The sequence below is a fragment of the Pedobacter sp. UYP30 genome (assembly GCF_040547165.1).
Classification (GTDB): Bacteria; Bacteroidota; Bacteroidia; order Sphingobacteriales; family Sphingobacteriaceae; genus Pedobacter.
Genome location: NZ_JBEPPD010000001.1, coordinates 414,417 through 427,286 on the forward strand (window position 1 = coordinate 414,417; position 12,870 = coordinate 427,286).

11 protein-coding genes are annotated in these 12,870 nt (G+C 36.5%); 4 read left to right on the forward strand and 7 right to left on the reverse strand.

Annotated elements, in window-relative coordinates:
- Positions 1-348 precede the first annotated feature (348 nt).
- The 3 genes from ABIB40_RS01930 to ABIB40_RS01940 form a co-directional block, all read right to left on the reverse strand.
- Complete coding sequence (locus ABIB40_RS01930) at positions 349-777, reverse strand: RidA family protein (RefSeq protein WP_354355389.1); 429 nt, start codon at positions 775-777, stop codon at positions 349-351.
- A 491-nt stretch (positions 778-1,268) separates the two neighbouring features.
- On the reverse strand, positions 1,269-1,910 hold the full coding sequence (locus ABIB40_RS01935) for a hypothetical protein (RefSeq protein ID WP_354355391.1): 642 nt from the start codon (positions 1,908-1,910) through the stop codon (positions 1,269-1,271).
- A 159-nt stretch (positions 1,911-2,069) separates the two neighbouring features.
- Positions 2,070-3,764: a hypothetical protein gene (locus ABIB40_RS01940; protein ID WP_354355393.1), complete on the reverse strand. Its 1,695-nt coding sequence runs from the start codon at positions 3,762-3,764 to the stop codon at positions 2,070-2,072.
- Between the two features lie 175 nt (positions 3,765-3,939).
- Here ABIB40_RS01940 and ABIB40_RS01945 point away from each other — a divergent pair, with 175 nt between their 5' ends.
- Positions 3,940-4,287, forward strand: coding sequence for a single-stranded DNA-binding protein (locus tag ABIB40_RS01945; RefSeq protein WP_354355395.1), 348 nt, complete (start codon positions 3,940-3,942; stop codon positions 4,285-4,287).
- Positions 4,288-4,398: 111 nt separating this feature from the next.
- Here ABIB40_RS01945 and ABIB40_RS01950 read toward each other — a convergent pair whose 3' ends face one another.
- The gene (locus ABIB40_RS01950; RefSeq protein WP_354355397.1) at positions 4,399-5,490 is read right to left on the reverse strand and encodes a mannose-1-phosphate guanylyltransferase; all 1,092 of its coding nucleotides are present in this window, start codon (positions 5,488-5,490) and stop codon (positions 4,399-4,401) included.
- A 16-nt stretch (positions 5,491-5,506) separates the two neighbouring features.
- Positions 5,507-6,475 (reverse strand): KpsF/GutQ family sugar-phosphate isomerase, encoded by a 969-nt coding sequence (locus tag ABIB40_RS01955; RefSeq protein ID WP_354355399.1) that lies wholly within the window; start codon positions 6,473-6,475, stop codon positions 5,507-5,509.
- Positions 6,476-6,565: 90 nt separating this feature from the next.
- On the opposite strand from ABIB40_RS01955, the gene recQ reads away from it, so the two are divergent.
- The 3 genes from recQ to ABIB40_RS01970 all read left to right on the forward strand — a co-directional run bounded on the left by recQ (position 6,566) and on the right by ABIB40_RS01970 (position 10,354).
- Positions 6,566-8,755, forward strand: a complete 2,190-nt coding sequence (gene recQ / locus ABIB40_RS01960) for a DNA helicase RecQ (protein WP_354355401.1) — start codon at positions 6,566-6,568, stop codon at positions 8,753-8,755.
- Positions 8,756-8,819: 64 nt separating this feature from the next.
- Entirely contained in the window at positions 8,820-9,632 is an 813-nt protein-coding gene (kdsA, locus tag ABIB40_RS01965) for a 3-deoxy-8-phosphooctulonate synthase (RefSeq protein WP_354355403.1), read from the forward strand.
- Positions 9,633-9,637: 5 nt separating this feature from the next.
- On the forward strand, positions 9,638-10,354 hold the full coding sequence (locus ABIB40_RS01970; protein WP_354355404.1) for a YqjF family protein: 717 nt from the start codon (positions 9,638-9,640) through the stop codon (positions 10,352-10,354).
- A gap of 175 nt (positions 10,355-10,529) precedes the next feature.
- Here ABIB40_RS01970 and ABIB40_RS01975 read toward each other — a convergent pair whose 3' ends face one another.
- Both ABIB40_RS01975 and ABIB40_RS01980 read right to left on the reverse strand, forming a co-directional pair.
- Entirely contained in the window at positions 10,530-10,946 is a 417-nt protein-coding gene (locus ABIB40_RS01975; protein ID WP_354355406.1) for a DUF6526 family protein, read from the reverse strand.
- 2 nt (positions 10,947-10,948) lie between these two features.
- Positions 10,949-12,835, reverse strand: coding sequence for an OmpA family protein (locus ABIB40_RS01980; protein WP_354355408.1), 1,887 nt, complete (start codon positions 12,833-12,835; stop codon positions 10,949-10,951).
- Positions 12,836-12,870 lie beyond the last annotated feature (35 nt).

A 12,870-nucleotide genomic window follows, 5' to 3' on the forward strand; every position in this document is an offset into this window, starting at 1 on the left:
GTGCGTCAGCTTGTCTAAGACCCCAGATTGATTCTTAAAGTGAGCTGCCGGCTGCTTGGCACATTCGCGCTGGCTAAAAAATGTTCCCTGCCAAAATTGACTTGGTGGGTAGGGGTAGTTATGGCCAAATGCGAAGGAAAACACGCTGAAGACCAAGTCTATTTTACCTCCACAAAAAAGAGGGATCAGTTCCTTTTAAAATCCTTCAAATTATTTAGCGAAAAACCCATAAATGGAGGGAATGTAACCAGTGCTCCCGTACCGACAGGACAGGCTGTTCAATCGAGGCCTCATTTTTGGCTCTGCGAGCCCAACAAAGCCTTAGCTGTTAGCTGCTGTTATTCTTGACTATTTTTTTATTATCGCAGTCGCTTCAATTTCAATTAAAAAATCCCCAGTAAAAAGCTTGCTTACTTGTAATAGTGTGCTTGTTGGTGGATTTTTTGGGTTAATAAACTTGTTTCTAATTTCTCGCAACGTTGGAAGTTGTGATATGTCAGTCATGAAAATCCCTGTCTTAACAATGTTGTCCATTGTACCACCCAAATCTTCGATAATATTCTTTATGTTTAAAAAAACTTGTTCGGTCTGCTTTTCAAGATTGTCCTTACCCACTATTTTGCCTTCGATATCCAGCGCAAGTTGTCCCGAAATTATTATCATTTTGCAATTCCCAAAATCAATTTCAACAGATTGAGAATAACCTGTTGGTTTCAAAACTGTAGTAGCGTTTTGAAATGTTATTATTGAATTGTTGTCTTTTGACAAATTTTCCATTTTATTTTTTATTTTATGAATGTTGCTTTTCAAAATTCAAGAACGATGAAACCGTCCTTGCAAAGAATGTGCTAATTGTTCTATAAAGTAGATGCGAACCACTATTTCCATGAGAAATTATTACACGAGGAAATTGCCCTTTAATAATTTTTGCATCTAAACAAAAATCCATTATATAAGGCCCAAAACTTGTCGGTGATGACTATTGATAGGTAGGATATTGAACTAAAACTGGAAATGAAATGTTTTTATTTTCATCTCTAACTTGGAATTGTTTGCTACCTACAAAGATTTCTAATTTTTTGTTGTCCATTTTTAATTGTGTTACTTTTCGTCATTGTCTTGGTAGTATGGCTAACGATTAGTATATGAAAAGTAGGCGGTTTCGAAGCACAAAACTCTCGGTTAAGCACAAAGTTTGATACGAGACACAAGTCTTAAATTTAGCACTATTTCGCCTATTTTTTATATACATTGTTAGCCACAGGTTTTTACTCATTAAATTTATTATAATATTCTGCCATCTTTTCCTTTCCATACATTTGAATGTCTTTCTCTTTCCATTTTTCTATATTCTTGGAATAATATTGATTCAATTTTTCAGAGTTATAGCTTTTAATGTCCTCCATTATTTCATCTCCTAAATAGCTCCAAATATAATATTTGTCTAATTCAGTTAATCTTTCTAATAATTCGATTTCAGCTTTCGTTGATATTTTTTTATGCCAAATAAATTCGAATAATCCTTCTACAAGCTTATGCTCTGCATTTATATTCTTTTCGACTGTTATTTGCTCAATTATTTTTTCAATTCCGACATTGAGAATCATTAAGTCAAAATCAACAATATCAAATTCAAGAAAATCACAAAGAATTGCTGATGCAAATTCTCTTGTTTTTTCCTCTGAAGATTGAATATCTATTATTAACCGCTTAAAAAAATCATTTTTTGAGACTTTTTCTCCGAAAGAAATATCGTTTTCCGTTATTCGCTCAATAATATTTTCTCTATCGAAACTAACTGAATATTTTTCCACCATATTTTCAGAACTCCAACTATTCAGTTCAAGAGTAATTCCTGTTTTTTCGGAATTCAATAATTTTATTTTATGTCCGATAAATGTTTCTTTCATTGCAGTTTGTTCAACTCGTGGATAACGGTTAGTATATGAAAAGTAGGCGGTTTCGAAGCACAAAACTCTCGGTTAAGCACAAAGTTTGATACGAGACATAAGTCTTAAATTTAGCATTGTTTCGCCTATTTTTTATATACATTGTTGTGCTTTCGTACTTTATTTCAATTCTCCTCCATTAAGAAGTCGTTCAATGTTCTTTTTGGTGTCTTCATTTGGTTCAATCTCTTTTAGTCTTTTTACCTTTTCATTTATTTCATTCGACCAATTTTTCATTTTCCATTTATCTAATACTCGGATTGCCATATTTCTATTTCGAGTAACAGGACTATTTAAACCAACTAGAATAAGTTTCTCTCCTTTTTCTGGATAATTTTCTAAAAACGTTATTACACTATCTAACGAAGAATGCTTTTGAAAATCATCTCCAATTCCTGTTGAATCTTTTGGTCCAGAGCCTAAAAAATCCAGAGGTAGATTCTTTATTGCAAAATCTATGATTTCTTCAACATTATTTTCCTTTGCATTTGCGGTTACATCATACCAACCTAAACTATCTATTGGGTTTTGGTTTAATCTATTCCAAACTGTATCCCAAATGTCAATTCCTAGTTTTTTTGCTGCTTGTTTACCATTCCAATATTCGTCATTGTCAAAACTTTTTAAAGCAATTTTGACTTCTTCTGTCCAATCTTTAGAATTTAATAATTCATTAATGTCAATCAAGCAATTGGATAAATTGTTTTGATTCCAAGTTTTTAAGGTTTCATTTTCTTCTGGTGACTCTTCTAGGTAATCTTTGATTCTATGAAGTGTTATATAATTTGAAATATTGAGGTTTCGTGTTTTTGAATGTCTAATAAAGTTTTCAATAGTTTCGTGAGAGTCGTCATAACCTGACATACCAACAGCAGGACCTTCATCCATTAAAGCAATAATAATATCACTAGCAGAAGAATAAAGATTGTCGTCAATAGATTCGACATTTAGTTTCTCGTTGAGCATTCCATTTTTTGCACAGGTTAAAGCTAAATACTCATACATTATATTGTTTTTATAACCTTCAAGTACTAGCCAATCTTTAATCTCACTATTCAACTCCATTTCAGCTAATCTATCTACTAACTGAATTTTTCCCCAACCATCAACTTGTTTAGCTAGTTCCCATAAATCATTAACTAAATTGTCAGATAAATTTGAAAGTGCGATAGTTGAAAAAACCGTTAACGCGTCATGAAGTCCCAATATCTTAATGTCTTTTATTGGCTTTTTATTCTGGCACAATCCAAGAATAGCAATTCCAAACTTTACTGTATTTCGATTATTCGTTTTAGTAGCTAAATTGTTAGCGTAATCAAAAAGGTAAGGTTCAACAGGTAATGAGCTTTGTACCAATTTCTGCAAAAATTCATCTATAATACCAATTACACTTTCATTCTCTGTAATTTCTCTATAAAAGTCTGATTTGCTTTGATTATCTCCGTTTTTGGCAATTTTGCCAATTAGACTTGAAAGTTGTTTTATTCTTGATTTAGATTCTTCCGATTCGTCTGCTCCAAACATTGCATCCATTAAGCCTGGTGCAAACTTTATTTCATTATCAACTTTTTTTTCGTCTGGAAGAGTTTCAGCCGATTCTTTTAAAGAACCATCTTCATTAAAGTTTCTTTTTAGGTGCTGAAGTATTGATTCCTCCGTTTCCCATTCAAGAATTTCCTTTGGCTCTACATTTTTCAATAAATTTTTAATCCAATCTATCATTTTCGGTTTTTTCTTGCATGAAGCACAACGGTATGCTTGCCGCTGACAAATCGTTTCTACCAATCCACTACCAAATATAACAAATCCCTCCATAACTAAAACAAAGCACCTCGGCCTGCCACAGCCGTATTAACTGTATATATCCGTTTATAATCGGCTATATCCGTTTAATATCCGACTAGCGTTTCCTTCTTGTTGCACCTTTGTTCTGTCGGCAGTCATGGTGGCTGCTGTTCGTTAAATAATTAGAAACTTAAATTTTATCGTCATGGAAAGTGCAGTAAACAAAGTAGTATTAACAGGATTTGCAGGAGCAGATGCTGAAGTGAAAACAGTATCTGGCAACCAAAAATTGGCAAAGGTAAACCTTGCGGTAAACGAAAATTTTAAAAACTCGGCAGGCGAGGAGGTAAAAAAAACAAATTGGATTAATCTTATTTTTTGGGGAGCAAAAGCAGAGCTCGCAGAAGCGCAGATTAAGAAAGGTACAAGATTAACCATTGAAGGCAAACTTCAAACCGGTAACTACATTGCAAAAGATGGCAGCAAGAGATACACTACAGATATTGTGGTGCAAGAAGTTTTAGTTAAGGAAGAAGAGTTATTGGCGAACTAAATCTTCAAGCCCTATAAAACAACAAATCCATTGAAGTCCTTCGATAAAATTTTAAGGGAGTTCAATGGATTTTTTGGTAATGGATTTTATTTGTGTTGCCGCTTAATTAATTTAGACGAACTTATTGCCATATCTAGATTTAACTTCGGCCACGATTTCTTTTACTTTTTGTTCTTCGGCTCTCGGACAAACCATTAACATGTTATTGTTTTCCACTACAATATAATCGTGCAGACCTTGTAAAATAACCAACTTATCTTTTGGAACGTTTACCATACAATTAGAGGAATCAAACATAATCACCTGTTCTGAAGGAATAACTACATTTCCAACATAATCTTTTTCAGCCATCTCATAAATAGAAGCCCATGTGCCAAGGTCAGACCAACCAAATTCTGCAGGCAATACATATACATTGTCGGCAGTCTCCATAATACCAAAATCTATCGAGATGTTTTTACACTGATAGTAAGCGTTGCTTATAAAATTTTTCTCTCGCTCCGTATTTAAGTCTCCATAACCAGAATTGAATACATCATAAATATCTGGCAAATGTTTTTTAAAGGCATTTAAGATAGAAGTAGCCGACCATATAAAAATTCCGGCATTCCATAAAAAATCTCCACTTTGGATAAATGATTTGGCCAGTGCCAGGTTTGGCTTTTCTGTAAAGGTTTTCACTTTATGAAAAGCTTTATCTGTATTCAGTACGTGTGATGTATGTTGGATATACCCATAACCAGTATCTGGACGGTTAGGTTTTATACCAAGTGTTACTAAACAGTTGTTGGTAGAGGCAGCAGCCAAAGATTGTTCAATTGCCTTTATAAAACCGTCTAAATCTGCTATGGTATGATCGCTAGGAGATACCACAATGGTAGCATTTGGATTTAATTTGGCTATTTTTATACAACCATAGGCAATACAAGGAGCCGTATTGCGCATCATTGGCTCACCTAGAATCTGGTTGTCTGTAATCTGCGGAATCTGTTCTTTAATAAGTTCACGGTAACCCTCGTTAGTTACAATAAAAATATTTTCTGGAGGGCAAATTTTTAAAAAACGATCGTAAGTACTCTGGATTAAAGTTCGGCCAATTCCGAAAAAATCTATAAATTGCTTAGGATATTCTGCGCGGCTAACAGGCCAAAACCTACTACCTACGCCGCCTGCCATAATTAAAGCATAAAAGTTTTTATTCATGTTCTAAATTAGATTTTTATACAATGCCTTCGTTCAAAAGGTCATGTAAGTGAATGATCCCAAAATAGGCTTTTTCTTTCAAAACTAATAATTGGGTAATGTTGTTTGCCTTGATCATGGCAAGTGCATCTACTGCCAATGCATCAAATTGGATGTTTTTAGGATTCGTTCCCATGATGTTCGCGGCAGTTAACGTAGTAATATCCGAATGATTTTCTAGCATCCTTCTTATGTCTCCATCTGTAATAACCCCTAAAATATTGTTTTTATCTCCTATAACAGCAACTGCACCCAAACGGTTTTTGCTAATTTCTACCAAAACTTCTTTAACAGGGGCTGTTGAGTTAATCTGTGGTTTTTCATTCCTTACAGCCAAATCGCCTACTTTTAAATAGAGTTTTTTGCCTAAGGCTCCTCCAGGATGAAATTTTGCAAAATCATCTTGCTTAAAGTCTCTGCTTTCCAACAGGCAAATCGCCAATGCATCGCCCATGGCCAATTGTGCAGTGGTGCTGGTGGTTGGAGCCAAATTATGCGGACAGGCTTCTCTTTCTACTGTAGTGTTCAACACAAAATCTGCTTGTAGCGCCAAAAAGGAATTGATTTCTCCAACCATGCCAATTAGCGTATTGCCCGACATTTTTAACAATGGGGTTAGCACCTTGATTTCGGGCGTATTACCACTTTTAGAGAGACAAATTACTACATCACGCGTTTGTATCATGCCAAGGTCGCCATGAATGGCATCTGCAGCATGCATAAATATTGCAGGCGTGCCCGTAGAATTAAAAGTGGCCACAATTTTTTGCGCAATGATGGCACTTTTTCCAATGCCGGTAACGATAACCCGACCGTGGCAATGCAATATGGTGTCTACAACCTCTGCAAAATCGTCGTTTAAATGCTTTATTAAAGTCAATATAGCTCTAGACTCTAATTCTAAAGTTCTTGACGCAGACTGTATTATGGATTTTTTACTTTTCAAGGAGATTTTTTTTTTCGTGGATACTTGAAATTGATGCAAAATTATGTTAATTTGGATACAAAAACAGTATCGAATATTTTATTACAAAAAATGGACGTTAAAAAGTCGTTATTTGACAATTTGCAAAATTTTTTCGGGTTTGATAATTTTAAGGGTGATCAAGAACCGATTATTACAAATATCTTAGAAGGAAACAACACCTTCGTTATTATGCCAACGGGCGGTGGAAAATCTATCTGCTACCAATTGCCGGCTTTGATGAGTGAGGGAACCGCTATTGTAATTTCCCCGCTTATTGCATTGATGAAGAATCAAGTTGATCAATTAAGGGCCTTCGGCGGGAACGATAATATTGCACATTTCCTAAATTCTTCGCTAAACAAATCAGAAATTACGCAGGTAAAAGCAGATTTGCTTAGTGGGCAAACAAAATTACTCTACGTTGCGCCAGAATCTTTAGCCAAACAAGATAATATAGAATTTTTACAGTCTATAAAAATTTCCTTTGTAGCGGTAGATGAAGCACATTGTATTTCTGAATGGGGCCACGATTTTAGACCCGAGTATCGAAAAATTAGACAAATAATTTCGGTTCTTGGCGACAACATACCAATAATTGCACTAACTGCAACTGCTACTCCAAAGGTTCAGCAAGACATTGTTAAAAATTTGGGCATGTTAGACGCAACCTTATATAAATCTTCTTTTAACAGGCCAAACTTATTTTATGAAATTAGGCCGAAGCGAGAAGTATTGAGAGAAATTATCAAATACATCAAAAACAACCAGGGTAAATCTGGCATCATTTACTGTTTAAGCCGCAAAAAAGTAGAAGAAGTTGCCGAAGCCTTAAATTTAAATGGAATTAGTGCTTTACCATATCATGCAGGATTGGACCCAAAGGTTAGAGCCGACACGCAAGATAGGTTCTTGATGGAAGACGCAGAGGTAATAGTGGCGACGATTGCCTTTGGTATGGGGATAGATAAACCAGATGTGCGCTTTGTTATTCATCATGATGTACCCAAAAGTATGGAGGGATATTATCAAGAAACCGGTAGGGCTGGACGAGACGGCGGTGAGGGGGTTTGCATAGCCTTTTATTCACAGAAAGACGTAGATAAACTCGCCAAATTTATGAAGGACAAACCTGTTTCTGAAAGAGAGATTGGTACGCAAATACTAAAAGAGGTAATAGATTACGCAGAATCGGGCGTTTGTAGGAGGAAGCAGATTCTTCATTATTTTGGCGAAAATTTTAATGAGACTGGCTGTAACTGTATGTGCGATAATTGTAGACGCCCAAAAAGCACCTTCGAAGGGAAAGAAAAACTCGCTGAAGTGCTGGGTTTCATCCAGAAAAACGGAGAGAAATTTGACGATGCGCACATTTTAAACGTTTTTTTAGGTTTAGAAACCGCACAGACCATTGCCTACGAACATGGCAAAACACCGCAATTTGGCTTGGGCAAAGCAGATGGAGAATTGATGTGGAAATCTACCGTTAGGCAATCGGTATTGAATAATTATCTGTATAAAGACATAGATAACTACGGATTATTAAAACTTACCAAACAAGGGAGAGATTTTATAAAGGAACCATATAGCATTAAATTTATCCTGAGTGAACCTATCGATGCTGAAACAGAATCTGAAGAAGAAGACACTAAGCAAAACTCTGCTGTGTTGGATACTCAGCTGCTTTTGTTGTTAAAAGACCTTCGGAAAAAAATAGCTAAGCAGAAAAATCTGCCGCCTTTTGTGGTTTTCCAAGACCCATCTTTAGAAGAAATGTGCACGCACTATCCGATATCTATGGATGAGTTAAAACAGATCCACGGAGTTGGAAATGGGAAAGCATTAAAATTTGGAAGTGCGTTTTTAGAAGTGATTAAAAAGTATGTGGATGACAACGACATAGAAAGGCCGGTAGATTTAGTGATAAAAACCCAGGCAAATAAATCACAAATGAAGGTTTCTATTATTCAAAATATAGATAGGCAGATTGCATTGGAAGATATTGCAAAATCAAAAGGAATATCTTACGAGGATATTTTGAAGGAAATTGAATCTATTGTTAATTCTGGCACCAAGATAAACCTTAAATATTTTATAGATGAGGTAATTGATGATGATAGGCAAGATGAAGTGTTCGATTACTTTAGATCCGCAGAAAGCGATTCTATAGACGCCGCACTTAGCGAACTCGGCGAAGCCGATTACACACGAGAAGAGATTCAGTTGATGCGCATTAAATTTATGAGCGAGTTGGGAAATTAAAATTTTAATCACTAGCACAGTTGTCTTTTTTTAATCGTTTTCCTCAGTCTTAACCTTAACCTCAATGTTATCATACCTGCCAAAAATTAAACATACCGACAGCAATAATTTCTTTCTAATGGCTGGTCCATGCGCCATAGAAGGGGAAGAAATAGCCCTGCGCATTGCCGAAAAGATAGTTTCCATTACCGATAAACTTAAAATTCCTTATATTTTTAAAGGCTCTTATCGCAAAGCAAACAGGAGCAAGGGAAGTTCTTTTACAGGTATAGGCGATGAAAAAGCTTTAAAGATTTTGGAGAAAATTGGAACAACCTTTGGTGTGCCAACGGTAACCGATATCCACGAAAGTGGCGAAGCAGCCATGGCAGCAGCTTACGTAGATGTTTTACAAATTCCTGCTTTTTTATGCAGACAGACAGATTTGCTTATTGCTGCAGCAGAAACTGGCAAAGTGGTTAACATTAAAAAAGGACAATTTCTGTCGGCAGGCTCGATGAAGTTTGCGGTAGAAAAAGTAAGAGAAAGTGGCAACAAAAAAATTATCCTTACCGATAGGGGAAATACTTTTGGGTATCAAGACTTAATTGTAGATTATCGCGGTTTGCCAGAGATGCAAAGTTTTGGTGTGCCTGTGGTAATGGATTGTACTCATTCTCTGCAACAGCCAAACCAAAGCAGCGGTGTTACTGGCGGCAAACCAGAATTGATTTTAACCATTGCAAAAGCGGCGATCGCTGTTGGTGCAGATGGGTTGTTTATCGAAACTCATCCCGATCCAAAAAACGCAAAATCTGACGGGGCAAACATGTTGCACCTAGATCTGTTAGAAGAAACGTTAATAAAACTGATTAGAATTAGACAAGCAATACTCTAAATATCTTGAACACCGAAAAAGTCTTTTTAACCGCCGATTGGAGAAAACTGATATTCGCCCAATATGAAGTGGAGGAAGCGGTGTTGCAAAAATATCTTCCAAAAAATGTAGAACTTGATCCTTGGCAAGGTAAATGTTATGTAAGCTTGGTAGGGTTTCTATTTACTGATGTCCGATTAGGAGGTTTCAAAATTCCTTTTCACCATCATTTCGAAGAAGTGAATCTGCGTTTTTACGTAAAGTATAAAGATGGCGCAATATGGAAGCGTGGCGTTGTTTTTATTAGCGAGGTAGTACCAAAAGCCGCAATTACGTTGATAGCCAATACCATTTATGGCGAAAAATACAGCACGGCAAAAATGAGTTACCAGTTGCGAGAACTTGGTGATCATATTGACATTGGTTTCTCATGGAAAAAGAAAAGATGGAATAACTTTTCAGTCAGCGCATCTAACTTTGCAAAACCGATGGTTGCGGGCGGAGAAAGCGAATTTATAACCGAGCATTATTGGGGTTATACTAAGATTAATGACCAAACGACATCAGAGTATGGCGTACAACATCCGCGTTGGGATGAATATAAAGTTCTGAACTACAATATAGACGTAGATTTCGGCCAAAATTATGGGCCAGACTTTAAAGATTTGACAAACCAAACGCCATATTCGGTTATTTTTGCCGAAGGTTCTCCGATAAGGATTATGGGTGGCAGAAAGTTTTAATTAAATGTGTTGGCTTTCCTGCAATGGATAGAAACCTGTTATAGCAAATTCTCCAGATCCAGTAAATCTTCAATTTTAATAAAAAAACTTCATAATTTAAAAATACACACTTGAGTGTTTTCTGTGATTGTCCGATTACTGACCTCCGACGTATGACTTCACTTCTCAGAAAACACTAAATTCTATAGTCATCTGTTCTCCAGTTTTTTATCGATTCCTTAATTTCTTTTGAAGATAAATTTTCTTTTACAACTCGCTCTGTCAATGCCACAAATTCGCCGTCGCTAGCAAAACGCAAGGCGATGATTTGTGCAAGCTGAAGTTGGCTTGGCAGTGGTTTTCCCGTAAGAAAAAAGAACCTTAAATTTTCCTCAGTACGGATTACCCTGTCTTGCGCCTTTAGAGAAAAAAGACGACCAAATAAAACTGCAAAAAACATTAAAAAGAATAATAGAAAAATGAGCCAAGAAATGGCCGACGGATATCTTATGGCCTGGTAAACTGAAACCCCTAAACCTATCAGCGTAAGCGGTACTGCGAAAAAATGAAAAGGAGGGAAGAATCGTAAATGATTTTTTAGGTTTTGTGCCATCGTTAGGTTTTCGTAATTAAAAATGAAGTTCTTCTGTTTTTTTGTCGGCCAGTCTCGGTCGTGTTATCTGCAATGGGTTTGCTTTCGCCAAAGCCCTTTGCAGTAAGTCGTTTGGCATCGATATCTTGATGAATCAAATAATTATAAACAGCCATAGCACGGTTTTGAGATAAAGTTTCGTTTAATTTAACATCGCCAACATTATCTGTATATCCTTGAATTTCTATCGCTACGGTTTTATTCTCATTTAAAAAGTCTGTCAGCTTTTCCAGTTCCTTAATAGAGGTTGGCAATAAGTCGTATTTGTTCGTGTCGAAAAATATGTTTTTAAGTGTAACCTTAGCACCAGCCTTAATCTTTTCTAAATCGACGGTAAGTTTGTAAGGTGCGATTAAATTAGCTTTGGTTAATTGAAAATTTTCTGAATAAAATAAATAGCCATCGGCACTTACATTAAACAGGTAATTGCTGCCAATGGGCATTACCGCTAAAAATTCGCCATTTTGGGCGTCGGTATAATCGTCGAAGACGGTTTTGTTTGTTTGTAAATCGATGATCTCGACACTGCTTTCGATAGTCTGCTTACTGTCTAGATCCCTTACAGTACCTTTTACATACACTACCTTTTTTGGTTTCGCACTTTCTGGAATGTCAAAACGGTAAATGTCTTGTTTGCCGTAACCGCTTGGCAAAGTGGAAGAAAAATAGCCTTTACTTCCATCTGCACCTACCACCAAACCGGTCTCATCTTCGAAAGAGTTAATCGGATAACCCATATTTATGGGTGTTTGCCAGTTTCCTGCGCTATCTAATCGGCTATAAAATATATCTTTATGCCCAAAGCCCGGCCAACCATCAGATGAGAAATAAAACGTTTTCCCATCCACATGTAAGTAGGGCGTATTTTCATCGTACGGGGTATTTATTTTTGGACCTAAATTTATGGCAGCGCCCCATTTCGAATCGGCGGTGATGGTGCTTTTCCAAATATCGTATCCTCCAAATCCGCCTGGTCTATTGCTAATAAAATATAAAGTTCGGCCATCTGGACTAATAGCAGGCTGAGATTCCCAATATTCGCTATTTACAGGTCTGCCCACATTGTAAGGTTCGCCCCATCCGGCACCTTCTCTATGGGCAACATATATGTCACATTTTCCTAAACCATCGGGTCGATTGCATCCGGTAAAGAAGAGGTATTTGCCATCTGGCGAAATAGTTTGTGCGCCCTCGTTATATTCGGGTGTATTTATTTTTGCTGAAAGTGGAATTGCTTTTGCCCAGGCATTATTCAAAAATTTTGAGGTCCAGAAGTCTTCATTTTCATCTACTTGGCGGGTAAAAATTAGCGTTTCGCCATCTGCAGTAATGGCCGGGAAATATTCGGCATTTTTGGTATTTACACCTTCTCCTAGATTTAAAGGAGTGTATTTTACAGGATTTTTGATTGCTATAGCTGCAAAATTACAGTTAAGTAAATACTTTTGTGCTTTTTCCAAATCCTCTGCCCGAGGCTTGGAACCGATAAATTTTTCGAAATTGCTTTTAGCCTCGATGTATTTTCCATTTGCGAATTCGCTCTCGGCCAACTTGTAAAAAATCACAGAAGAAGCACCTTTATCCAAGGTTAAAGAAGTTTTATAACGCTCTTCGGCTTTTGGATATTTTTTCGTCATCATATACACATCGCCCAAGAAAACGTACGCTGCAGTAAATTTTGCATCTGTATTGACGGCTTCTTCTAATAGATTAATGGTTTGACCAAAATCTTGCTGTTGTGCAGCCGAACTAGCTTTATCGAATAAGTTTTGTGCCTTTCTATCTTCAGATTTCTGCCCAAAACAATTTGCGCAAACCATCAGAAAACACAAATATAGAAGGCGCTTCATAGCGTTAGACTAAAAATGATTAGGACAAGTTAACG

What these genes read in the sequence shown, in the direction of transcription:
- ABIB40_RS01930 (WP_354355389.1), bottom strand. Translation starts at nt 777, where the DNA reads ATGGAAAATTTGTCAAAAGACAACAATTCAATAATAACATTTCAAAAC.
- ABIB40_RS01935 (WP_354355391.1), bottom strand. Translation starts at nt 1,910, where the DNA reads ATGAAAGAAACATTTATCGGACATAAAATAAAATTATTGAATTCCGAA.
- ABIB40_RS01940 (WP_354355393.1), bottom strand. Translation starts at nt 3,764, where the DNA reads ATGGAGGGATTTGTTATATTTGGTAGTGGATTGGTAGAAACGATTTGT.
- ABIB40_RS01945 (WP_354355395.1), top strand. Translation starts at nt 3,940, where the DNA reads ATGGAAAGTGCAGTAAACAAAGTAGTATTAACAGGATTTGCAGGAGCA.
- ABIB40_RS01950 (WP_354355397.1), bottom strand. Translation starts at nt 5,490, where the DNA reads ATGAATAAAAACTTTTATGCTTTAATTATGGCAGGCGGCGTAGGTAGT.
- recQ (WP_354355401.1), top strand. Translation starts at nt 6,566, where the DNA reads ATGGACGTTAAAAAGTCGTTATTTGACAATTTGCAAAATTTTTTCGGG.
- kdsA (WP_354355403.1), top strand. Translation starts at nt 8,820, where the DNA reads ATGTTATCATACCTGCCAAAAATTAAACATACCGACAGCAATAATTTC.
- ABIB40_RS01975 (WP_354355406.1), bottom strand. Translation starts at nt 10,946, where the DNA reads ATGGCACAAAACCTAAAAAATCATTTACGATTCTTCCCTCCTTTTCAT.
- ABIB40_RS01980 (WP_354355408.1), bottom strand. Translation starts at nt 12,835, where the DNA reads ATGAAGCGCCTTCTATATTTGTGTTTTCTGATGGTTTGCGCAAATTGT.